At 69.7% G+C, this 22672-nt stretch carries 21 protein-coding genes and 2 pseudogenes; 13 read left to right on the plus strand and 10 right to left on the minus strand.

From position 1 onward, the window contains the following. Window positions 1–105: 105 nt before the first annotated feature. Window positions 106–963 carry a helix-turn-helix transcriptional regulator gene (locus ACSIH6_RS20195; protein WP_435109863.1) on the plus strand — a complete coding sequence of 286 codons (858 nt, stop codon included), beginning with the start codon at window positions 106–108 and terminating at the stop codon, window positions 961–963. A gap of 100 nt (window positions 964–1063) precedes the next feature. On the opposite strand, the gene ACSIH6_RS20200 is transcribed toward ACSIH6_RS20195, so the two are convergent. Both ACSIH6_RS20200 and ACSIH6_RS20205 read right to left on the minus strand, forming a co-directional pair. Beyond that, complete coding sequence (locus tag ACSIH6_RS20200) at window positions 1064–2272, minus strand: MFS transporter (protein WP_435109864.1); 1209 nt, start codon at window positions 2270–2272, stop codon at window positions 1064–1066. Between the two features lie 96 nt (window positions 2273–2368). Beyond that, window positions 2369–2971 (minus strand): hypothetical protein, encoded by a 603-nt coding sequence (locus ACSIH6_RS20205; protein WP_435109865.1) that lies wholly within the window; start codon window positions 2969–2971, stop codon window positions 2369–2371. A gap of 233 nt (window positions 2972–3204) precedes the next feature. On the opposite strand from ACSIH6_RS20205, the gene ACSIH6_RS20210 reads away from it, so the two are divergent. From ACSIH6_RS20210 to ACSIH6_RS20220, 3 genes are all read left to right on the plus strand, one after another. Further along, the gene (locus ACSIH6_RS20210) at window positions 3205–3792 is read left to right on the plus strand and encodes a helix-turn-helix domain-containing protein (protein WP_435109866.1); all 588 of its coding nucleotides are present in this window, start codon (window positions 3205–3207) and stop codon (window positions 3790–3792) included. Window positions 3793–3915: 123 nt separating this feature from the next. After that, the gene (locus tag ACSIH6_RS20215; protein ID WP_435109867.1) at window positions 3916–4803 is read left to right on the plus strand and encodes a class I SAM-dependent methyltransferase; all 888 of its coding nucleotides are present in this window, start codon (window positions 3916–3918) and stop codon (window positions 4801–4803) included. A 211-nt stretch (window positions 4804–5014) separates the two neighbouring features. Further along, window positions 5015–7345, plus strand: coding sequence for an ATP-binding cassette domain-containing protein (locus tag ACSIH6_RS20220; RefSeq protein ID WP_435109868.1), 2331 nt, complete (start codon window positions 5015–5017; stop codon window positions 7343–7345). A 212-nt stretch (window positions 7346–7557) separates the two neighbouring features. Here the strand turns inward: ACSIH6_RS20220 and ACSIH6_RS20225 are convergent, their stop codons facing one another. Then, window positions 7558–7893: an EthD domain-containing protein gene (locus ACSIH6_RS20225; RefSeq protein WP_435109869.1), complete on the minus strand. Its 336-nt coding sequence runs from the start codon at window positions 7891–7893 to the stop codon at window positions 7558–7560. A gap of 98 nt (window positions 7894–7991) precedes the next feature. On the opposite strand from ACSIH6_RS20225, the gene ACSIH6_RS20230 reads away from it, so the two are divergent. Both ACSIH6_RS20230 and ACSIH6_RS20235 read left to right on the plus strand, forming a co-directional pair. Next, the gene (locus ACSIH6_RS20230; RefSeq protein ID WP_435109870.1) at window positions 7992–8384 is read left to right on the plus strand and encodes a MerR family transcriptional regulator; all 393 of its coding nucleotides are present in this window, start codon (window positions 7992–7994) and stop codon (window positions 8382–8384) included. A gap of 71 nt (window positions 8385–8455) precedes the next feature. Next, window positions 8456–9120 (plus strand): annotated as a pseudogene (locus ACSIH6_RS20235) (IS701 family transposase); the annotation flags it as partial. A 130-nt stretch (window positions 9121–9250) separates the two neighbouring features. Here ACSIH6_RS20235 and ACSIH6_RS20240 read toward each other — a convergent pair. Beyond that, window positions 9251–9829, minus strand: a complete 579-nt coding sequence (locus ACSIH6_RS20240; protein WP_435109871.1) for a TetR/AcrR family transcriptional regulator — start codon at window positions 9827–9829, stop codon at window positions 9251–9253. 80 nt (window positions 9830–9909) lie between these two features. On the opposite strand from ACSIH6_RS20240, the gene ACSIH6_RS20245 reads away from it, so the two are divergent. The 3 genes from ACSIH6_RS20245 (at window position 9910) to ACSIH6_RS20255 (ending at window position 14735) form a co-directional block, all read left to right on the plus strand. Continuing rightward, window positions 9910–10833, plus strand: coding sequence for an NADP-dependent oxidoreductase (locus ACSIH6_RS20245; protein ID WP_435109872.1), 924 nt, complete (start codon window positions 9910–9912; stop codon window positions 10831–10833). A gap of 1163 nt (window positions 10834–11996) precedes the next feature. Then, entirely contained in the window at window positions 11997–12206 is a 210-nt protein-coding gene (locus ACSIH6_RS20250) for a hypothetical protein (RefSeq protein WP_435109873.1), read from the plus strand. 9 nt (window positions 12207–12215) lie between these two features. Then, window positions 12216–14735 carry a DUF1963 domain-containing protein gene (locus tag ACSIH6_RS20255; protein ID WP_435109874.1) on the plus strand — a complete coding sequence of 840 codons (2520 nt, stop codon included), beginning with the start codon at window positions 12216–12218 and terminating at the stop codon, window positions 14733–14735. A 163-nt stretch (window positions 14736–14898) separates the two neighbouring features. On the opposite strand, the gene ACSIH6_RS20260 is transcribed toward ACSIH6_RS20255, so the two are convergent. Together ACSIH6_RS20260 and ACSIH6_RS20265 are read right to left on the minus strand one after the other, a co-directional pair. Next, a complete protein-coding gene (locus tag ACSIH6_RS20260; protein ID WP_435109875.1) occupies window positions 14899–15897 on the minus strand; it encodes an NADPH:quinone oxidoreductase family protein in 999 nt (332 codons plus the stop codon). Window positions 15898–15934: 37 nt separating this feature from the next. Continuing rightward, entirely contained in the window at window positions 15935–16675 is a 741-nt protein-coding gene (locus ACSIH6_RS20265) for an NADPH-dependent F420 reductase (protein WP_435109876.1), read from the minus strand. A 623-nt stretch (window positions 16676–17298) separates the two neighbouring features. Here ACSIH6_RS20265 and ACSIH6_RS20270 point away from each other — a divergent pair. Continuing rightward, entirely contained in the window at window positions 17299–17658 is a 360-nt protein-coding gene (locus ACSIH6_RS20270) for a MerR family transcriptional regulator (RefSeq protein WP_435109877.1), read from the plus strand. On the opposite strand, the gene ACSIH6_RS20275 is transcribed toward ACSIH6_RS20270, so the two are convergent. Together ACSIH6_RS20275 and ACSIH6_RS20280 are read right to left on the minus strand one after the other, a co-directional pair. Next, a complete protein-coding gene (locus ACSIH6_RS20275) occupies window positions 17549–17980 on the minus strand; it encodes a Tn3 family transposase (protein WP_435109878.1) in 432 nt (143 codons plus the stop codon). The genes ACSIH6_RS20270 and ACSIH6_RS20275 overlap by 110 nt on opposite strands. Before the next feature lie 251 nt (window positions 17981–18231). Continuing rightward, on the minus strand, window positions 18232–18363 hold the full coding sequence (locus tag ACSIH6_RS20280) for a hypothetical protein (RefSeq protein WP_435109879.1): 132 nt from the start codon (window positions 18361–18363) through the stop codon (window positions 18232–18234). Between the two features lie 97 nt (window positions 18364–18460). Between ACSIH6_RS20280 and ACSIH6_RS20285 the strand changes: the two genes are divergently transcribed. After that, the gene (locus tag ACSIH6_RS20285; RefSeq protein ID WP_435109880.1) at window positions 18461–19432 is read left to right on the plus strand and encodes an MsnO8 family LLM class oxidoreductase; all 972 of its coding nucleotides are present in this window, start codon (window positions 18461–18463) and stop codon (window positions 19430–19432) included. A gap of 57 nt (window positions 19433–19489) precedes the next feature. Here the strand turns inward: ACSIH6_RS20285 and ACSIH6_RS20290 are convergent, their stop codons facing one another. Together ACSIH6_RS20290 and ACSIH6_RS20295 are read right to left on the minus strand one after the other, a co-directional pair. Further along, window positions 19490–20827, minus strand: coding sequence for a hypothetical protein (locus ACSIH6_RS20290; RefSeq protein ID WP_435109881.1), 1338 nt, complete (start codon window positions 20825–20827; stop codon window positions 19490–19492). Between the two features lie 443 nt (window positions 20828–21270). Further along, window positions 21271–21483 carry a cold-shock protein gene (locus ACSIH6_RS20295; protein WP_026115145.1) on the minus strand — a complete coding sequence of 71 codons (213 nt, stop codon included), beginning with the start codon at window positions 21481–21483 and terminating at the stop codon, window positions 21271–21273. Window positions 21484–21856: 373 nt separating this feature from the next. Between ACSIH6_RS20295 and ACSIH6_RS20300 the strand changes: the two are divergent. Both ACSIH6_RS20300 and ACSIH6_RS20305 read left to right on the plus strand, forming a co-directional pair. Further along, window positions 21857–22018: pseudogene (locus tag ACSIH6_RS20300) on the plus strand (SAM-dependent methyltransferase); the annotation flags it as partial. A 519-nt stretch (window positions 22019–22537) separates the two neighbouring features. Then, on the plus strand, window positions 22538–22672 hold a 135-nt coding region (locus ACSIH6_RS20305), incomplete at its 3' end, for a tectonin domain-containing protein (protein WP_435109882.1).

Here is a 22672-nt window from a genome sequence, read left to right on the forward strand (position 1 = left end):
CGTCATCCGCCACACTGGCGGGCCACGCCGCGCGGGGGAACGGCCGCGTCGTCCCCGGACCAGTGGTCCGTGGCTCGCCGCCCGCGCGCATGGCACGCTGGGGGCGTGGACAAGCGAGAACTCGGCGGATTCCTGCGCGCCCGCCGCGAGACCCTGCGCCCGGCCGACGTCGGCCTTCCCGAAGCCGTGGGCGGGCGCGCGCGACGCACACCGGGGCTGCGGCGCGAGGAGGTCGCCGACCTCGCCGGGGTCTCGGTGAACTACTACGAGCGGCTGGAGCAGGCCCGGGCGCCGCGCCCGTCACCGCAGGTGATCGACGCGATCGGGCGGGCCCTGAAACTGTCGGAGGTGGAACGGGCCCACCTGTCCCGGCTCGCGGGGCACGCGCCGCCCGCACGGCCCGGCCATGTGGAGCAGGTCCCTCCTGGGGTGCTCGCCCTGCTGGAGCGGCTCGGCCCGGTCGCCGCCTACGTCTGCGACGCCCGCCACGACGTTCTGGCCTGGAACGGCCTGGCGGCAGCGCTGATCACGGACTTCGCCGCGCTGCCCCCGGCCGAGCGCAACGTGCTGCGGCTGTCCATGCGCCCGGGCGGAACGGTGTGCTCGGCGCCTCCGGAGTCGGCGGGCGGGTTCGAGGCACAGGCGGCGGCCCAGTCGCGCGAGGCGCTGGCCCGCCGTCCGCACGACTCCGCGCTGCGGCGGTTGGTCGGCGAGTTCGCCGAGCGCGATCCCGGGTTCGCTGCGCAGTGGCGGCGGCACGACGTCCGACCGCGTGCGACGCTGCGCAAGCGCGTGGACCACGGCGAACTCGGCGTGCTCGACCTCGACTGCCAGACGCTGGCCGTGCCGGGCACCGACCTGCGCGTGGTCATGCTCAGCGCGAAGCCGGGCACCCTCGCCCACGACAAGCTCACCCGCCTCCAGCTCCGCCTCGCGGTCCCCGAGCCCTCACCGCGCCCGTAGCGGGGGGGGTGGTCCGGTGAAGGCCAGCGGTCGAGTGGTCGGCGGCCAAACGGCCGGTGTTCGCCGTTTCCCCGCGGCACCGCCTTACACGGTCGATGGACTACACACGGGGTTTTCGGTCGACCAGGGCGGCGAAGAACGCCGCCACCAGCGCGAAGGACGCCGACGCCAGCAGCAGGGCCAGCAGGTCGTGGACCGCACTGGTGGCATTGAGAAGGAGACCCGCAGAGGAGGAGACCAGCGCACCGCCTCCGATCGACATCGCGGCGGACAGGCCCATGGCGGTTCCGGCGAGGTCGTCGTGCTCGGACATCACTCCCATGTTGACCACGGGCGTGGTCAATCCGTTTCCTATGCCGATGAACATGCAGAACACGAAGAAAAGGAGGGGGTTGATGTCGTGCGACGCCGCGAGGACCAGACCGGCCAGCAGCCCCCCGCACGTCAGAACGCGGGCACCGACGAGAACGTGACTTCTGAACACCCGGGAGGCGACCGCCCCCGTCAGATAACCGCCCAGGATGAATCCGCCCGGGACCATGGCCATGTAGATTCCCAGAGCGGCACCCGACGCGCCGAAGTGGCTGCCCATGACCAGGGGTGCGCCTCCCAGGAACACATAGAGCGTTCCCGTCGAGAAAGCCATGCAGAGTGTGTAGGACCAGAACCGGGGCGAGCCGAGCAGTCTTCGGAGCGAGGAGAGGAAGTCTCCCCTCCTGGAGCCTGAGTGGAGAGACGTCTCCTTCATCTGGTACACGGACACGAGGAGAACCGTTCCGCCGAGGACCGCGAGGGCGGCGAAGATGGAACGCCACCCGAACAGCTCGCCCAGGACCCCGCCCAACGCGGGCCCGACCATGGGGGCGAGCGCCCATCCCATGCTCGCGAAGCCGATCCTCCTCACCGCGTCGCGGTCACTCGAAGTCTCCTTGATCGCGACCATCGCGACCGAGAAGCACGCGGCGATCGACGCCTGGAACATACGGCACACGAGGAAGACCGCGATATCAGACGCCAGTGCGCAGCCGACGGAAGCGACAACGAAGACCGAAACGGACACCAGCACGACCGGGCGACGTCCGTAACGGTCCGACAGGGCGCCAGAAACGATTTCGACCATGGCGGTGGCAACGGCATACCCCGCGATCGAGAGATTGACCAGAGCGAAACTCGTGTCAAGCGCGTCCGCGATGTTCGGCAGCACCGGCAGGTAGACGGTGACCGGAAGCACCGACAGCGCCGCCAACACGACGAAGAGGGCGCGGCGCGGTGGATCCGTTGACTTCTGCGCGTCGACAGAGCTGGTCATGCCGCCTTCTTCCGTTCGTTCGCGTTGCCCTGGCCCGTCGTGGTTCCCGGCGTCCTACCTCGATGACAATCGAACCTCGACCATTCGCCGGTCGCCCTACAGCTTGACCATGCGGCGCTTCCCGGGAGATCGCTCGTCGACGAATTCGACATGCGGAGCGAACCGCGATATTCCGGCGGCCACCTTCCTCACGGACCAGGATGACAAACTCGCGCTTTGGCCGTAGCGCCTACCGCTGGGCCTCTCGAAGGAGACCATGGTCCTCCACACCGGAATGAACTTCAGCAGTTTCGAACGGCGACGCCGCAGCACCACCCGTGTGATCGCGTCCCAAGGAGCCTCGGCCTTCGGCGCTCCGACCTTCATGCGCAACCCGAAACTGGTGTCGGCGAACAGCTTGATCCCGTCCTGGTCGAGTCGCGCCGCCAGCGGACTCCTCAGCTGGGAGGCGAATTTCACCACCACCCACCCCAGGACCCCGATCAGGGGCATCTGCAAAGGTGACCGGTGCGTGTCGACGTAACTGGGGAACGCACTGTTGTTTGCGACCTCGACCAGGTCGCCGACGGGCACATTCGCCTGCACCCATACCATGGCGGCGATCACGGCGGCCCCGAGAGCGAACCAGGGAATGTCTCCGGGGCGCACCCACTCCTTCACGACAATCTCGGGGTTCTGCGGTCGAGCGGAAGGTGCCATGGAATTATCCTCGGGTTTTTGGGGGGCCAGGGTATCCGATTGTCGCATTCGGCCACCATCGCGGCGCTTTCCGATGAGCGTCGCGACACCTCCGCTCCCGCAGGGGTGCGGTGAGCGTCGCGGTGGCCTCCGGTGCCGGGTCAGGGCTTCCAGGGGCCCACGCGGCCCCCTCGGGGCGACTCCTGAACCGGCCACCGCCTTCGGCCTTGCATCGGAGGCATACCATACTGCCCATGACGCAAGAAGACGGAGAGCTGGACAGCCTCGTACGCAAACGCATCCGCGCCCTGCGGGTGGCGCAGGGCTGGTCCCTGGAGGAGCTGGCCAGCCGTGCCCACCTCAGCCAGTCCTCGCTGAGCCGCATCGAGAACGGTCGGCGCCGCCTCGCCCTGGACCAGCTGGTCACCCTCGCCCGCGCCCTGGACACCACGCTGGACCAGCTCGTGGAGACCGCCGCCGACGACGTCGTCATCAGTCCGACGATCGACGGTGCCCGCGGCCGGATGCGCTGGCCCGTCAAGGGCGACCCCGGCATGAGCGTGGTGCGCCAGCGCATGACCGAACCGCCGCCCGACAACCCCGCGCGCATGCGCGCCCACCCCGGGCACGAATGGCTCGTCGTCCTGTCCGGCACCGCGACGCTCATGCTCGGCCACCGGCGCTTTCGCATCGAGACCAACCAGGCCGCCGAGTTCCCCACGATGATGCCGCACGCGATCGGCGCCGAGGGCGGCCCCTGCGAGATCCTGGGCATCTTCGACCGCGACGCCCGCCGCGGCCACCAGCGGGAGGACGGCGGCCACGAACCCCAGGACACCTGAGGGAGCGACCGCGTGGGCCGCGCGACGACGACGTCTTGCGCGTCGGGCAGCGCATCCGGCCATTGTCTTGCGTAAAACGGAAATCGTCATGCTTCAGGCGCATGGCCGTCCTACTGTGGAGACATGAACCAGACGCACTCGCACAACCCCGGCCACGGCGCTCAGCACGAACACCACCAGGAACACGACCACCACCAGGAGCACGACGCCGACGTCCAGGCGGAGATCCTCGACCTGGACGCCGAGGTCCTCGCCGAGCACACGGCCTCCATCACCGCATGGCTGCCGCTGAGGACGGGCCCGCGCCAGATCGTGGACCTGGGCTGCGGCACGGGAGCGGGCACCTTCGCCCTCCTCGACCGCTTCCCCGACGCCCGCGTCACGGCCGTCGACACATCCGACGGACACCTCCAACGGCTGCGCGCCAAGGCACGCGCCCGTGGCGTCGAGGAGCGCGTGCGCACCGTGCGGGCCGACCTCGACGCCCCCGACTGGCCCGACCTGGGCTCACCGGACCTGGTGTGGGCGTCGGCCTCGATGCACCACATGGCCGACCCCGACCGCGCGCTGCGCAACGTCCATGACGCGCTCGCGCCCGGCGGCCTCTTCGCCGTCGTCGAACTGGCCGGGTTCCCCCGCTTCCTGCCCGAGGACGCCCCCGAGGACCGGCCCGGCCTGGAGGAGCGCGCCCATGCCGCGACCGACCGCTTCCACGCCGAGCACATGCCCCACCGCGGCGCCGACTGGGGCCCGATGCTGACCGCCGCGGGTTTCACGGTCGAGGGCGAACGCACGATCGCCGTGAACATCGAGGGCTCCCACAACGAGGCGATCGGCCGCTACGCGCTCGGCGGCCTGCGACGCGTCCGCACCGCCGTCGCCGAAGAGCTCTCCTCCGAGGACCTCACCGCGCTCGACCGGCTCCTCGACACCGACAGTCCGCACAGCATCCTGCGCCGCGACGACCTGGCCGTGCGCACCGAACGCGCCGTGTGGGCCGCACGCCGCTGACACTGGCCCCGAGAGCCCCCGGCCGCCCGGCAGACAGCCCAGCACCCGGTGAAGGGTGGGCGGCGGCACGGCGCCGTCCACCCGCCGGTTCCGGTCTCGGTCATGCCTTTCCCGCCTCCCGGCGGCAGGCGCACCGGTGCGCGCCGGGGTTCGCCGCACCCGGGCGGTCCGCGGGTCCGCTCCGGTCCCGTGACCGGGTAAGCCTTGTCCCATGGACAACCACGACGACCGCATCCGGGTGCGCGGCGCCCGCATCCACAACCTGAGGAACGTGGACACGGAACTGCCCCGCGACGCCCTGGTCGCCTTCACCGGCGTCTCCGGGTCGGGAAAGTCCTCCCTGGCCTTCGGAACCCTCTACGCCGAGTCCCAGCACCGGTACCTGGAGTCGGTGGCGCCGTACGCGAGGCGCCTGCTCCAGCAGCTCCCTGCCCCGGACGTGGACGACGTCACCGGGATGCCGCCTGCCGTGGCGCTCGCCCAGCCGCGCTCCGCGCCCTCGGTCCGCTCCACCGTGGGCACCCTCACCACGCTCTCCAACACACTGCGCATGCTCCTCTCCCGGGCGGGCACCTACCCGCCCGGGGCGCAGCACCTGGACTCCGACTCCTTCTCCCCCAACACCGTGGCCGGAGCCTGCCCCGTGTGCCACGGAGAGGGAGTCGAGCACGAGGTCACCGAGGGGTCGCTGGTGCCCGACCCCGGGCTGAGCATCGCCGAGGGGGCCATCGCCTCCTGGCCCGGGGCCTGGCAGGGCAAGAACCTGCGCGACATCCTCGACACCCTCGGGTACGACATCCACCGGCCCTGGCGGGAGCTGCCCCAAGGCGAGCGCGACTGGATCCTGTTCACCGAGGAGCAGCCCGTGGTGACCGTCCACCCGGTCCGTGAGGCGGGCCGCGTCCACCGGCCCTACCAGGGCAAGTACAGCAGCGCCCGGAGACTGGTGCTCAAGGCGTACGCCTCCTCCGCCAGTGAGGCCCGGCGGCGCAGAGCCGCCGAGTTCATGGTCGACCGGACCTGCCCGGAGTGCGGCGGTCGGCGGCTGCGGCAGGAGGCGCTGCGGGTCACCTTCGCCGGGCACACCATCACCGAACTGGCGGCGCTGCCCCTGACCGAACTGGTCGCCCTGCTGCGCCCCTGGGGGGAGGGCACCGGCGCGGCGGCGGCGCTGGTCGGGGAGATCACGGCACGGGTCGAGGTGTTGGCGGAGCTGGGCCTGGGCTACCTGAGCGTGGCCCGACCGGCACCGACCCTGTCCACCGGGGAGTTCCAGAGGATCCGGTTGGCCACCCAGCTGGGCACGGGGCTCTTCGGGGTGGTCTACGTCCTGGACGAGCCCTCCGCGGGCCTGCACCCGGCCGACGTCGAAGCGCTCTCGAAGATCCTCCGGCGCCTGCGCGACGGGGGCAACACCGTGTGCTTCGTCGAGCACGACCTGGACACCGTGCGCGGCGCGGACTGGATCGTCGACGTCGGACCGGGGGCGGGCGAGCACGGCGGCCGCGTCCTGTACAGCGGCCCCGTCCCCGGCCTGCGCGAGGTCCCGGAGTCGGTGACCCGCCGCTACCTGTTCGACGACGCCCTCCCGGAGCACCGGGCCCACACCCCCGGCGGGCACCTGGTGCTGCGCGGAGCCACCCGCAACAACCTGAGGGGGCTGGACGCCGACATCCCCCTCGGCGTGTTCACCACCCTCACCGGGGTGTCCGGCTCGGGCAAGTCCTCCCTGCTGGCGGAGATCGGGGACCGTGCCGCCGAACGCGGCCGGGTGGTGTGGGTCAGCCAGCAGCCCATCGGGCGAACACCACGCTCCAACCTGGCGACCTACACCGGGCTCTTCGACACGGTGCGCAAGCTGTTCGCGGCCACCGAGGAGGCCCGCTCGCTCGGTTACGGGCCCGGCCGGTTCTCCTTCAACGTCGTGGGGGGACGCTGCCCGGACTGCGAGGGCGAGGGGTTCGTGTCGGTGGAGCTGCTGTTCCTGCCCACCACCTACGCCCCCTGCCCGACCTGCGGCGGCTCGCGCTACAACGACGACACCCTCCGGGTGGAGTACCGGGGGCGCACGGTCGCGGACGTGCTCGCGATGTCGGTCGAGGAGGCGGCGGGGTTCTTCACCGAGGAGCCGTCGGTGCGGCGCTCCCTGGAGACCCTCGCCGGGGTCGGCCTGGGCTACCTGCGCCTGGGCCAGCCCGCGACGGAGTTGTCCGGCGGCGAGGCCCAGCGGATCAAACTCGCCACCGAACTCCAGCGCCGCCGGGTCACCGGCACGGTCTACCTGCTCGACGAGCCCACCACCGGTCTCCATCCTTACGACACCGACGTCCTCGTCAGCCGTCTGCGCGACCTCGTCGGCGCGGGTGCCACCGTGGTGGCGGCCGAGCACGACATGCGGGTCGTGGCCACCGCCGACCACGTCATCGACCTCGGCCCGGGCGGTGGATCGCGGGGCGGACGGATCGTCGCGCAGGGCACGCCCGCGCAGGTCGCGGCGGCCCCGGACAGCCGCACGGGCTTCTACCTGAAGGGACTGCTCTGACGGGCCGGGCCCTCCACGGGCCGCCGTGTGCAGCGGTGGTCCCCCCTCGACGCGGTAGGCGCGAGCCTGGATTCCCACGCTTCCCCTCGTTTCCTCACGAGCCCGTCTTATGGGGTTCCTTTCCGGAAAGCCCGGGACGCTTCGATCAGTCAGTGGTGCCGCGCGGGATGTCGAGCCTTGCTGACCGACACCCCGCGCATGAGGAATGAGTGCTACTTGACGACGGTTTCGTTGGTGACCATCACGCCGACGTTCGAGAAGTCGATGAACTTCGACTCATCGGGATTGACCTTGGTCTTGTAGTTCACGGACGCGAAGAAGGAGTCGTGGTCGTCCCACGAGTCGAACCAGATCTCGGTCAATCCATCATAGGCCGGCTCCGGGTAACCATCGGCCGCGATCGGATGCGAGACGGCGTACTTGCGCACGTACTTTTCCGTTTCGGGGATGGAAGTGAACAGGGGCGCGTGCCTGTCGCGGTGGTAGCGCTGGAAGTCCTCGACCGTCATACCGGGTAGACGGTTGATGAGGAAAGCGAACTTGATCACAAGTGTCCTTGGAAGCGATAGGCGCCTAAAACCGAGGTGCAGTGGGCGCACCGGTAGGCTAAACGGTGACACCAATGTCATGGGCAAGAGGAGAGTCGATGCGGATCGGTGAGGTCGCGGAACGGGCGGGTGTCAGTCGGCGGTCGCTGCGTTACTACGAGCAACAAGGGCTCATCGAGGTTCGCCGGTCGCCGAGTGGTCAGCGCCTTTACGAGGAGGACCACGTCCGTCGTGTTCGTCTGATCCAGACCTTCTACGCGGCCAAGCTCACCAGTGCGACGATCGCCGAGTTGATTCCGTGTATGGAGCGCTCCCCTTCGCGAGGGGTGGCTCAACGTGCGCAAGTGGTGATGGAACGTGAGCGCAGCCGATTGCGTGTGGCTGTCAAGGAGCTGTCGGCGGCCGTGACAGCGCTTGACGGACTCATTGACGCCACGGCCGCACATCAACCAGGGCCCCGGAGTTCTTCCCTACGTTCTGGTCACGGGTGATTCCGTGGAGAGCGAGGACCTTGTCCGGGTTCGTGTGCACTCTGCGATCTGAGGCGAGGTTCTTCCACTAGCGCCTGCTCAACTTCTACGCCTGGGGCACCGACGGCGTGCGCGACGACGTCCGCGACCTGGTGATGCAGACCCTGGCCGATCCCGATCGCGGTGTGCTGATCCTGGACGACACCGAATTCCTCAAGAAGGGCACGAAATCGGCCGGGTGGCCCGTCAGTACTCCGGAACCGCCGGACGGATCGAGAACTGCCAGATCGGCGTGTTCCTGGCCTACGCAAGCGGCAAGGGCCCAGCGCTGATCGACCGGGAACTCTACCCACCCAAATCCTGGACCCAGGACCGCGATCGGTGCCGGGCCGCCGGTATCGGCGACGAGGCCGAACTCGCCACCAAGAACGAACTCGGCCACCCCTGGAGAGAGCCGGGCAAAGGGTACTGGCTGCTGGCCCGCAGAAGTATCGCTGACTCCGAAGAGCTGGCTTATTACATCTGTTTCGCCGACGAAAGCACGACACTGGTGGAACTGGCGCGAGTGGCCGGATCCCGGTGGGCGGTCGAGGAATGCTTCCAGACCGCGAAGAACGGGACCGGACTGGACCACTACCAGGTGCGCGGATATCGGGCCTGGTATCGGCACATCACCTTGTCCATGGCCGCGTTGGCGTTCCTGGTCCGGCCCCGACAGAACGTTCAAAATCAGCACAAGCCCGCTGGCGCGCAGTGAACGCACCCGAACCCGTCCCGCTCGTCCGCGCCGGAAGCCGATTCGAGGCAGGCAAACTCGTCGAACGCCCCAACGAACGCACCCCACCCACCGCCGCCTAAAAGACTTCATCCCCGGGCTTGGCAATTTCTCAGCCTGTTTGCACGGCCGAGACGGCGGTTCGTACTTCACCGAGGGTTTGCTGGGCGATATTGCTGAAATCGTCGGTGTTGGTCGGGTCGCTCCATCGCTCGTAGGCAGCCTTCAGGGCCAGTGCGCCCAGTTCTGCTGTCACTCGGGCGACGAGTCCTGGAGAGCAGCGGGCTGCTATGGCCCGGCCTATCGAAGCGGTGAGGCTCGCCTCCTTCCGGGCTTCGCGCTCCTGGAGGTCGGGGTGGGCCTCGATCACCGCTCGCCGGCGGGCTGCGAACGTGTGGCGGGAGGGGGTGAAGACCTCCCGTCCGAGCGCGTCGAGGCCGTACGCCACCGCTTCGAGGGGGGCTGCTTCCGCAGGTGCCGCCGCGATAGCGGCGACGAACGGCCCGGTCAGGGTGTCCTCGGCGAAGAGCACCTCGCGCTTGTCCTGAAAGTGCCGGAAGAAGGTGCTCTTGGCGAGTCCGGCGCGTTTCGCGATATCGAGCACGGTCGTGTCCTCGTAGCCGCGCTCCGCGAACAGTTCGAGAGCGGCGTCAGCGAGCCGTTGCGGTGCGTTGGGTTCCCATCGAGCCATGAGCACAGTCTACGGGACTTGGTCTCATCGCCATGTACACTGATAGGACCAAGTCCCATCACTAGCCGTGGAGGCACATCATGAGCCGAGCCGTTGTCTACGAGACGTTCGGCGGACCTGAAGTACTGGAGCTGCGCGAGGTCCCGGAGCCGCACGCGGGAACAGGCGAGGTGCGTGTGCGGGTGGCCGCCGTCGGCCTCAACCCCATGGACTGGGTCCTGTCCTCGATGCCGGAGATGGCGCAGCAGTTCGGCATCACCCTGCCGTCCGGTTTCGCCACTGACTTCGCCGGCACCGTGGACGAGGTCGGCGAAGGAGTCTCCGACTTCGCCGTGGGCGACCGCGTCTACGGAACAGCGACGGGCCGGGCCGCCGCGGACTTCCTAGTTGTCGCTCCTGAGGGGGCGGACACCCTGCTTCGCACTCCGGCCGAGATCAATGACCAGGTAGCCAGCACGCTCCCGGTGGCCGGACTGACCGCCTCGGCGGCGCTCGCGGCGATCGACGTGAAAGCCGGCGACACCGTCCTGATCGGAGGCGCGGCGGGCGGTGTCGGCGTCTTCGCCGTCCAACTCGCCAAGCTCGCCGGTGCCCGGGTGATCGGAACCGCTTCCGAGAGCACCTTCGACTTCCTTCGGCGCTTCGGTGTCGACCCCGTCACCTACGGCGCCGGCCTAGAGGAGCGCGTGCGCGCGATGGTGCCCGACGGAGTAAGCGGAGCGGCCGACCTGCACGGCACCGAGGCGGCCGAGGCGGCTCTCGCGCTCGGCGTCCCGCCGGAGAGGATCTCCACGATCGCTGTGGGCCCCAACCCGCCCGGGGGCGTGCGCCCCACTGGAGGATTCGACGCGCACCCAGAGGACCTGGAGCGGATCTCCAACGCCATCGTCGCCGGGGAGATCACCGTGCCGATCGCCGCCACCTTCCCCATCGAGCAGATCCGGGAAGCCGTGCGGGTACAGGCGGACCGCCATGTCCACGGAAAGATCGTGGTCGGCCTCTGAGGCGTAGCCGCGCGGGGCAGGAGCCAGGAGTCCGCTCCAGCCCCGCGCAGGTAGCGAGAACCGGACCGTGACGCGGTTCGAAGCCGTCGGCGACGGCGCCGACGAGCGCTCCGACCGCCACGACGAAACCGGCGGGAAGAACGCCCTGGAACAGGATCAGCGCCCACCACGCCGCGCTCAGCCTCGGATGCGACTTCCACAGGGTGCCGAAGAAGACCCATTCCCTCCGTCCCCTGACCAAGGATATCGAGGTGCTCTTTCCAGGGCGTGCCTTTTCTTCTACGGCAGGGATGGGCACCCTGTGCACCAGCCTTTCTTTCGGTAATCCCGGTTTTGGGGTCGGATCACTTCGCGCGGTTGACGGGCGCCGAACCGCATTCACGGTGCCCGATCGGGGGGACGGAGCGGATGAAATCACCGGTCATCACCGACCTCGGTGCCGAACAGGACGGCGCGGGTACAGGCGAACAGGACACAGGCCGAGGATCACCATCGGAAGCGTGGGAGCGGAGAGTCAGGAATGGTGTCAGCGCGGACACCGCACGCCTCGGGGGACCGCTCGGTTCGGGCCCCTCGGTGATCGTGAAGCCCGTGTCCGCTTGAGCGGCAGGCCTGAACCGTCCCCTGACCGGACTGTCCGCACCACGACGGAACCTGGAAGAGTCCTACCTGACCCGGTGGCCCAGTTTCCCGATTCCAGGAGGTCATGGCGATGTTGCTGGCAAGTTTCTCCACTCTGGCCACGGCCGAATACAGAATCATTGACGTCCACGACAGCGGCCGCGAAATAGAATACACTCCTTCGCTGCGGCTTCCCGGACGGACTGTTCTCGGCGTGGACACAGGACACGTCTACATCAATTGCGTGGAGGACCTCGCCCGCGTTCTCGTCAGCATGCGCGTCTGGGACCGTGCTCCTGGTGAGGACGTCTACCAGGGATGGTCGGAGCCCGAAGAAGCAGAGCTCTCATGCGCTTCGGGGACGATCAACGTGGACCAATGGACGAGAGGCATCGCGGACGCATGGCACCTCCCCGTTTCCGGTGAGCTGCACGTCAGTGTGAGATCCCAAGGACGAGACACGGTGAGGCAGAGGGTCAAGGAAGTCCGTAGGTGGGGTGAGTCCGTACGGGAGGTGGACGGTACGGAGAGGTATCTGATCGATGCCTGGCCTCTGCGAGGGGGTCCCGGCCGAGCCTGAAGCGGTGGTCGAGGTCGGCGTCCCACAGCGACTGGTCCTGCTCGCCCAGGGGCACCAGTTCGTCGTGGCCGCCGGTGCGCGCGGGGCGGCGCTGCTCCTGAGCGGCCGCCCCGGAGAAGACCGTCCGGCCGAAGGCGCAATGGCGAAGGCGTGTGTCGGACCCTGCTCCTAGTCTTCCGGCATGTACGAATCTGAAGCAGGAACAGCTGGCTCGGGCGGTGGCGCGGACACCTCTCTCCAGGTGGCGTCAGCGGTACGGGACTGCCTCGCGCCGCTGCGGGTGTCGCAGGCCCACGAACCGGTCGTCGAGCACGTGCTGCGCGGTACCCGCCCGGAGGCCCTGGCTGCACTACGGGAGCGGCCGACCGGCGCCGACATGGTCGCCAAACCGGACGTGGTCTGGTCGGCCGACCGGCTGGCGGCCGTCGCCGACGCGCATCCCGGCTGGTCGCTCCGGGACGCCGAGGCCGCACGGCTGGTGCTCTACCGGCTCGCGCCGACCGACGTGCTCTTCCGGTTCGGGCAGGCGCTGCACGCGGCCGCGGGCAACGCCCCGTCGTCCGAGGAGCCGTCGTGGCTCCTCGTGCTGGCCGACGACGTGCTCCGTGTCTGCGGCGCCGCCAAGGGTACCGACGCCGAGGACGTCCAGCGGCGGTGGGACGCCCACGCCCTCGTCGAGGTCGCCCGGGTGGGCGGCGCACCCGGCCGGACTCCCGTGCACGCCGTCCTGTCGGCGCTGCTGTACGCGGACTCCCGCCACTGGCCGTTTCTCCGGCACCGGCTCCTGGAGAGCGACGCGGGCGTCGCGTTCCTCGCCCGGCACGCCGACGAGCTCGCGGACGTCGTCACCGGGTTCAAGGATTACATTCGGAGGTATGTGGCGGACCGGTGCGCGCGCGGGCCGGAGGCGCACGCGCGACTCGCCGCCGTCCTGGCGGTCGACGCCGACGCGGGCGTTCGCGCGCAGGCGCTGTCCGCGCTGTCCCGGCTCGACGGGCCCCGGCAGGTGGACCTGCTGCGACAGCACCTGCGGACCGCGCCGCCGGACCGTCTGCCGGACGCCCTGGTTCGCCTGGCCGACCTCGACGGCGGAGTCGTGGCGATCGAGGAGGCCCTGACCGACGGCGGCGCCGGACCGGAGGACCCGGAACTCGAGCGGCTGCTGCGCCGGGCCGTCTTCCGTGTGCGGGTGCTGAGAGGGGCGGAGGCCGCCGTCCCCGTGCCCCCCGTCGCCGCACCCCAGGACGCGGACCTGGCGGAGGAGCTGCGGGCGCTGGGTGCCGGGGGCGGGTCCGACGGGGACCGTTCCTGGCACGGCGTCGAGGGGCGGCTGGCGCTGATGCCCGACGTCCGCGCCCTGCGGGACGCGTTCCGCGCCGCCGGGATGTCCGACGCGGACCGGCGGACCGCCTCGCTCCTGGTCACCCGGACGACCCACACCCACCGAAAGATCGGCGCCTTCCTGACGCCCGAGGACGCCGAGCGCTGGTGGCCCCTGTTCGCCGAGCGCCTGGACCTCGCGGACGAGTACCTCGACGGCGGTGACGGGAAGCGGCACCCGGACGAGTCCGCCGTCGACACGACGACGATGATCCTGACCATCCTCGAACGCTTCCCCGCCGCCCCCGAGGCTCTGGTCCCGCGCCTGACCTCGCTCGCGCTCGGTGCGAACCGCCACCGCCTGCCGGCCCGGCGTGTGCTCGGTGACCACCCGGGTGCCCGGGCAGCCGCGGCGGCCGCACTGTCGGACGCCGACGCGAGGACACGATCGTCCGCCGCGGAGTGGCTCGCGGGGCTGAACGAGCCGGGCGTGGTGGGGCCGGAACCCGGCTGGGAGTTCGGTGCGGGGGTGCTGCACCCGTCGGCGAGCGTCCTGCCCGCGTCGGCGCTGTGGTGGCTGGACCGGTTCCGGGAGCAGGCGCTCGACAGGGGGGTTCCGGCGGACGACGTCGACCGGTGGCTCGGGCTGGCCCGCCCGAAGCTGCGGACGGCGCGCGACGGCACCGGCCCGGTCGTCGGCAGGCTCGGAAGTCCGCTGATGCTCCCGCCGGACGTGCCCACCCCGGGCACGGTGTGGGACTCCGACGAACCCGGCAACCGCGATGAGTACCAGCTCATCGCGACGCTCGACCTGGCCGCGATCCCGCCGGGGGCCACCGACATCCCGCTGCCGCCCGACGGCCACGTGCTCCTGTTCGCGAACGTCGAGTTGGACGAGTTCGTCATTCCGGGCGGCGCCGTGTACGTCCCGGCGGGGACGCCGGTCAAGGAGCGGGAGGCCTCACCCGACTACGATCCCTACGAGTACGACTCCCCCGAGGACCTGGACAACGAGCTGCGGCGCACCGGTGACCTGCGCCTGATCCCCGGCGTGGGACTGCCCTCCTGCCCCGTCGACGACCAGACCCTCGCCCTGCACCCCCACGCGGAGACGTTGCAGGAGGTCTGGTCCGAGCAGTCCGACGAGGGCGGCGAGTGGCAGATCGGTGGCTACGCCGCGGACTTCGACGGCTACGGAGACCCGGCACGCGCCTCGGCGGACCCGGAGGGAGGCGGGCCGGGCTCCGACCCCGAGGACTGGGTCCTGCTCGCGCAGTGGGTCGGGGTGCCGATGGGGATCCTGTACTGGACCATCACCCGCCAGGACCTGGAGGCGCGCCGCTTCGACCGCGTCGTCGTGCAGATGTACTCCAACCCCTGACAGTGCCCCGGAGGCGGGCCCCGGCCGCCAGCGCGGCCGGGGCCCGCGTTGGCGGTCCGGGTCGACAACGCTCCACCGTCGCGGTTGCGGGTCAGCGGCCTCGAACCCGGTCGGCCGAACTCGGCGCCCCTTACCCTTCCAGGCTTGCTTGGTTCGCGCCCTCTCAGAGCTCCGGGACGGTCTCGCGGGCGATGGTGACGACGGCCTGACCGACGGCACCTCCGCTGCGGCTGGCGATGGCGGCAGGAACGTCATCGAAGGCGTAGTGCTCGGTCACGGGCGGGGTGATCGATCCGTCGCGCAGGAAGGCGGAAAGGGCCTCGCGGGTGAGGTCGCGTTCTGTCTCCGAGCGGAAGAGGGAAAGGGCTCCGCTGACGGAGTAGTCGTTGAAGAGGATGCCCTGCGGGTCGGGCTGCCCCCATTCCCCGCTGGCGAAGCCGACCAGGAGAACGCGCCCCCCGCGGCTGACGGCCCGGGTGGCCTGCTCGTATGCCTCACCGCCGACCGTGTCGTAGATGACGTCGGCGCCATGGCCGCCGCCGAGTTCCACCACTGTCTCGGCGAGGTCCTGTTCGCTGAGGTCGATGACGTGGTCGGCGCCCTGGAGTCGGCAAAAGCGCGCCTTCTCCTCGTTGCGGGCGGTGGCGATGACGGTGGCGCCCAGGGCTTTGCCGAGCTGGACGGCGGCCGATCCCGTGCGCCCCGAGCCGCCCAGGACCAGGAGGGTCTCACCCTCCTGGAGGGCGGCCCTGTGCACGAGGCCGATGTGGGCGACGTGGTACGAGCCGGGGAAACCGGCGGCCTGGGCGTCGGTGAGCTCCGCGGGGACCGGCATCGCCCCCAGAGCCGGGCTGAGCGTGTATTCGGCAAGCCCGCCGATCGCCACGTCGGCACGGCTGTTGCCCATGATCCGGGTGCCCACCGGGAAGGGGTATCCGGGGCCGGGCTTGTCCACGACGCCCACGATCTCCTGTCCGGGAGAGACGGGGAGCGAGGAGACCAGCGGGTAACGGCCCTGGACCATCATCAGGTCGGGAAGCCCCACGCTGGCAGCCAGAACCCGCACGCGGGCCTCGCCCGGGCCGGGCTCGGGGAGGGGGACCTCCACCTTTTCCAGGACGGTGTCCGGCACGCCGAACTCGTCTGCCTGCCAGCGTTTCATGAAGGCGCTCCTCAAGGACGGGGTTTTGTCGGTGGTGTCAGCGGTGGAGGGAGCGGTTGAGCTCCACGATCTCCTCCAGCGTGGGCGGGGAGGTGAAGGCGGCCACGCGCTCCAGGGCGCGGGTGCGGATGGCCGGGGTCTTGTCCCGGTCGGCCGCCTGCAAGGCCGGTCCCAGCTCGTCCAGGCTCAGCTCGGTGCAGTACGCGGGCGTCGACGGCTGCTGGCGCCAGGAGTCGGCCAGCTTCCCCGCGTCGAAGGGGTCGAAGCCGCTCTCGTCCACCAAGCGCATGGCCACGCGCCGCGCCTCGTCGGAGTCGGCGGCGACCGGAAGCGCGATCCGCCCCGGCGTTCCCGCGGGAACGCCCTGGGTCTTCAGGGTGCCTTCCAGGACGGCGTTCCATGCCTTGGCCACGGGTCGGCCCAGCTGCTGGGCCACCCACAGGCTCTCCACCTGGCCCTGTCCCACCCCCTTGATGGGAACGTCCCAGTCCTTGAAGGGGACGTAGTTGGTGGTGTCGATGACGACGGTCTCGCTGGGCAGAGAGGCGAAGAGCCCGGCCACCTCCGGGACCTTGTAGAAGGGAACGGACAGGATCACGACGTCCTTGTCCTGGACGGCGTCGGCAGGCGTCGCCGCCCGCGCCCCGAATTCCAGCACGGCCGTATCGATGGTCTCCGGGCCCCGGGAGTTAGCCACGGCGACCTCGTGCCCGCCCTGGCTGAAGACGCGTGCCAGGGCTGCCCCGATCGCTCCTGAGCCGAGAATGCCGATTCTCATGATTCGTCCTTTGTGTAGTTGCGTCTCTCCCCGGAGGGGGAGGGTGGGATGTGATGACTGAGGGCTTATGGGCCGGGCGGCCCGCATGTCGGGAGAAGGGCCGGTCGCGGCGCCCTTCCTGCGGCTCTCCGGAAGCCCGCCCTGGGTATGACCAGTGGCTGGTGGTCTACGTGGTGTTCTGGACGTCCTGTTCGCGGTATCCGCTTGCGACGAGTGCGCGGGCGGTCGAGCGGTTCCTCGTCGATGGCGCCGATGCCCTGGATCCAGGCCACAGGGAGGACGCGAGGAAGAGGTCCTACCCCTGCGCCAACGTTCACGAGGAGGCTCCGCGTTCTCCTACCGGGCCTGTTCGAGGACGCCGGGGGTGTCGTGCACCACGACGCTCTCGGCCAGCGGCACCCGTCCCATTCGGTACTCGCCCGAGGGCCCCTGCGGGTCGGCCGAAGCGCCGCGAGTGCACGATGTCGGTGAAGGAGCGGGAACTGGCGGGCACAACGGTTCCTCTCAAGCGGGGTCGTCTCACGCGCACACCACACGACGACGTCCTGGTGGTGCGTGGTGGGCGCACCGCTACCCTAGGACCTGACACCGGTGTCAGAGGCAAATCGGAACGGAGGCATCCCGTGCGAATCGGGGAACTGGCCGAGCGGACCGGAGCCAGCGTGCGCTCCCTGCGCTACTACGAGAAGCAGGGCATGCTCTCCAGCCAACGCAGCGCCAGCGGACAGCGCCACTACGACGAGGCGGCCGTGGACCGTGTGCTGCTGATCCGCCAGCTCTTCGCCGTGGGCATGAACAGCACCACCATCGCCGAACTGCTGCCCCACGTCGTGCCCTCCGGGCAGCGCTGTCCGCCACAGGTGCTGCGCCAACTCACCGCCGAACTCGACCGCATCGACGCCCGGGCCGACGAACTCGCCCGCACACGCCAGATCCTGAACAACATGGTCGAGGCCACCCGGCAAGCCATGCGCGACACCTGAACACATCAGAGCCGGGAATCGGGCCCGCACACGCCTCCTCGGGCTTGGGCCCGCCATCGCGGGTGTGCAGGGCGTCCAGGATGAACAGGGAGTCGCGCACGGTACCGGGCACCACCAGGCCACCCAGGCCCATCGCCTGGTCGTTGACCACGTTCAGCCAGGTCGCGCCGCGTTTGCGCAACCCGAAGTATTTGGGGGCGGCCCGCGCGTGCTGTTGAAGGCGGCCCCGAGTCAGAGCGGCCACGCCGGGTTTGGCCACGAGGTTCAGTCCGATGTTGCACGCCCGGCTAGATCCTGTAGTAATCCTCCTCGACCTCCTCACCGCACCGCGACGTCAGTCCCGGAGCCCACTTCCATCGGTGTGCACTGCGAGGGCTCGGGGTTGGGAAGTGGTGCGGTGAACCGCCGACTTTACGACGTAGATCGCCATCATTGTCCGTGAACGCCCACCCCCTGTGAGCACAGCGCCTGTGCACACAGGGCTCGGGCTGAGGCCACAGTCCCCCGGAGCGGCGATCCTTCCGGCAGGGGCATCAGCGGCCAGCCGAACCGAACGGCGCCACGGCCCGCCCCTCAGCCGAGGCGGGCGGCGCGGTCGAGCAGGAACCGCCGCTCGACCTGGTTGCCGGTCAGGGAGGCCGCCTCCCGGTACAGCGCAGCCGCGCGCTCCCCCTCCCCCGTCATCTCCAGCCGGTGCGCGCGCACCGCGTGCTCGCGCCACCGGGTCAGCGCTCGCGGCGAGTACGCTCCGGACGAAGGAGGACGATGCGCTGTCCCACCACACGGACGGAGGCGAGAACCGATGCGGGTCTCCCTGCTTGACCGCTCACGGACGCGCAGCGGCGAGTCCGAGGCACAGACGATCGCGACGACCGTCGAAAGGGCCGTGCGTGCGGAGGAACTCGGTTTCCGCCGGTTCTGGACCGCCGAGCACCACGCGGTACCCGGTATCGCCAGCTCGGCCCCCACCGTGCTGCTCGCGGCCATCGGCGCCCGCACGCGCGGCATCCGCCTGGGCACGGGCGGGGTCATGGTCCCCAACCACAGCCCGCTGGTGATCGCTGAGCAGGCGCTGCTCCTGGAGGCGCTCTTCCCCGGCAGGATCGATCTGGGACTGGGCGGTTCGCTCGGCTTCACCGCTCCGATCCGGCGTGCGCTCGGGCGCACCGCCCTGCGCGAGGGCGAGTACCCGGCCGACGTCGAAAGGATCCGCGAGTATCTGAGCGGGCGGGCCGAGATCACCGCCAGGCCCAGCGTCGCGCCTCCGCCGGTGTTCCTGCTCGCCGTCCGGGATGGGCTGGCACTCGCCGCCGAGCTGGGACTTCCGGCGGTGGTCGGAGGGCCGGTCCTTCGTGACCCGGGCAGGATCGCCGCGTACTTCGAGGACTTCCGTCCGAGCCCGACCGCACCCGCTCCCTACCTGGTCGTGAACGTGGACGTCGCCGTCGCGGAGACCGAGGAGCGCGCTCGCGACCTGCTGCTGCCCGAAGCCTGGGCGTACGCGGACTCGCGGGAGGTCGGGGAGTTCCGCGCGCTCCGACCCGTCGAGGAGGTACGTCGGCTGCTGGGCGAGACGAGCCGCGAGAGGAAGCGCAGGGAGGTGCACGGCTGGATGGACTCCGCGATCGCGGGCACTCCTGAGCAGGTGGCGGACGCGCTCACCGACCTCCTCGACCGCACCGGCGGTTCCGAGGTACTCGCCAATGTCAGCACCTACGACCGCGACGAGGTCCAGAGGACCGACGAGTTCCTCGCCTCACTCCAGACCCGGTGACAGGCCGCGTGTCCGCCGTGCCCCGCTTACCTCTGGGCCGCGCCCGCCGCCAGGGAGTCAGGCGGCGAGCTGGCGGCGGAGCTGGTCGATGACCGCCTGACGCGCGGGCGGGTGGGCGGGCTCTGTCTCCCGCGCGGGTCCTGGCTCCCTCCCCCGGCCGACGTCGGCGGCGGTCGGTCCGCCTCCCATGAGCGAGACGAGAATGCGCTCGGTGAGGGCCGGTTCGAATTCGGGGATCGCCTCCCCGGCCGGTTCCGCGATACCCGCCCCCTCCCCTGCCCCGCTCGGCTCGGGCGGTCGGGTCCGGGCCGGTGGATGCAGGAGTTCGCCGGGCACCGACCGGCAGGGGCCGCCGCAGGCCCGGCAGGTGCCACCGGGAACGTTGCGCACACTGGGGTGGTCGGGACAGGTGCGCACCGCCGCACCCCGGGCGTCGACGTCGAACTCCGGCGGACGGGCGAAGGGATCGCCGTCGTCGGTGGGCCTTCGGGGCGCGGGAATCCCGGACCGCCAGGGCGTCGTGGGCGTGATCCCCCGCCCCAGGGTGCCCGCGAGGAAGGCCCGGGCCTCGGGCAGACCGCGCAGGCGCAGCATCAGGGCCGGGAAGGGGCGGCGCAGCCTCTCCGCGCCCCGGATGAGGGCGGTGAGTTCCTGTTCGGTCAGGCCCGCGTCGCGCAGGCGGAGCAGGGCGCGGGTCAGGGCGGCCCGGTCGGCGCGCGGGTCGTTCAGGGCGGCGTCGGGGACGTGCCGGAGCAGGGGGTGCCCCTGCGGCGGATGTGTGTGCGGGGGTTGTGCGTGTGCGGGACGTCCGTGCGTGCGCGGCTGCGGGGGTTCAGGCCGCCCTGTGCCCGGGCTCCTCCGGACGGAATCGGGGCGCTCGTCGGAAGGGGAGTGAATGGGATACAGGTGTGTGGGTCGATTCGACCCGTCGCCGAGGTCGATTCGAACCGTCGCGGCCTTCCGGATCCGGGGGCGGGTGACCTCGTCCACGGGCTCCTCCCCCAGGGTCGCGCGGACGGCGTTGATCTCCTCGCGCACCTGGTCGGGGAAGTCCTCGGCGGGGATCAGCAGTTCGAGGACGAGGGGAAGGCGGTCAGGCGAGCGGGTTCGCTCCTTGAGGCCCTCGGCGAAGAAGGCGCGGGTCTGGTGAGGGTCGAGTTTGCGGACCAGCCCCGCGGCGATGAGGTCTCCGATGGCGCGCTTGGCCACGGAGAGGCTGAGCAGGTGACCGGACCTGCTGACCAGGGTGTCCAGGCAGAGGAAGCACCAGCGGCCGTCGAGGTCGGCGGCGCGGGCGATGATCGCGGCGGCGACGAAGGAGCGGGATGTGGGAAAGAGTCCGGCCTCGCGGGCTTCATTGACCCAGATGTCCGGTATGAAACCAATTCCGCGCATTGCCTTGCGAGGACGTTGACGCGGACCGAAAAACCGTGCCGAATCACGGCGTTCGGTGGTGGCGCAGGGGTTGAGGACGGTAGACTCCACGACGAGTCGCCTTCGTTTCTTGGTTGAGGAAGGCGATGAGTCGCCTTCCTGGTGCTTGCAGGTAGGTGGCGCGGCTGGGCGCTTGTTCACGCAGGCGTCGGCCAAATCCCGGATCGGTGTTGGTAGCACCGACCGGGATTTTTCTTTTCGGGGAACACGCTAGCGCAGCGAACACGAGTTCGCGTAATTTTCCCTCAAGTCCGCACATGCCAGAAGTCTGAACTGTCTACTTTGCCCGGCAATTCACTTAATGCAGATTTGCCCGTGTTTCCCGTTCTGTACACGACGAAGCCCCCGCACCCGGCTCTCCCGGATGCAGGGACTTCCCGCACTTCAAGGCCGCAGCGGCTCGGCTACCCTTCCACCTGCACCTTGTCGGCCTGCATCCCCTTCTGCCCCTGGACGGCCTCGAAGCTGACCGCCTGCCCCTCCTGCAACGACTTGAAGCCGGTGCCCTCGATCGCCCTGAAATGAACGAAGAGGTCGGGGCCGGACTCCGGTGTGATGAAGCCGTACCCCTTCTCGTCGTTGAACCACTTCACCGTTCCGTTCTGGCGCTCAGCCATGTGCTCCTCCATCAGTGGTCAGCAGTCGTCGCCATCGGCAAACACAGAAAATCATGGCATGTGACCGCCCCGGAAGGGCGAAGAAACGACCAGAAGCACCCAACTCCACGGATCCTGAGCCGCCGCCGTCGGCGGACACACGGCTCCCTGCCCGGACGTTCTCCGAGTCCGCCCCGTGCGCTCCCGGGTCGGACCGCCGCTGACGAGCGCTGATCGCCTGAACGGAACCCGGGCGAGGCCGACACCTGCGGAGGTGCTGGCCTCTTTCGCCGTTCCCCTGCCGTCCCGGATACGACGTGGCTACCTTGGTCCGGTTCCTGTATCCCGAGCCGCGAGGACCACGGCCACGGCCACGGCCAACCCGACCACGGACATCCCCTCCTACTGGGACCGGTACGCCCAAGGCGTCACCCCGCAGAGTCCGGAGGAGGCGCTGGCCACCGCACTGGAGTGGACTCAGTACCCAGGACACGGGCCCGGGTTCGAACTGTTGGGAGAACCCGCCTCCGCACTGGAGCTGGGGTCCGGACGTGGCGCACCCGACCGCACAGGCTCGCTGGACGGGATTACCGGTTTCCGTCGCCGAAAGTAAGGAGGCCGCCTAGTAGGCCACCGGCCACTCCACACCCCCAAACCGCCCCCCGGCACACGGAAATACATTTCGGAAATCTTATACTTTTTCACCTATAGTGCATTTGCCATCTCTATATCACGGATTTTTTGTGTGTGGATAATGTTCTGAACATTGGCCGAAACGGGCCCAAGGGGGTTGCGCCCCCCACCCCCGGGTATCTCAACGGAAGCGACGCGCTAGGTCGAGAAAGGCGAAAATTCCGCGGTCCCACTGAGAAGTGGCAGAACGTCGTCACACCCACTCCGTTCAGCGGATCCCTTTCCGGAAGAGGAAAGGGTGGTCAGCGGCCGGTGTCCGGACTGCCAAAACTCTCTGCGTTCAGCGTCGCCCCACGGGTACACCGGTCACCCCCGGACCGGCCGTGCCACAGGTGTTCCTGATAGTTCAGCGCAATACCCGGAATGGACGGAGACGATTAACATGGCGCACTGGAAGCAGATCTCCGGAGCCCTGACCAGGATCTCGGCAGGCTCCCGCAGCAACGTGTGGGGCGTCAACGCCAGCGGATCCATCTACCGCTACACCAACGACGACGCCAACCCCTGGGTCAACATT

Source organism: Nocardiopsis synnemataformans, from assembly GCF_965343085.1.
GTDB classification, from domain to species: domain Bacteria; phylum Actinomycetota; class Actinomycetes; order Streptosporangiales; family Streptosporangiaceae; genus Nocardiopsis; species Nocardiopsis alborubida.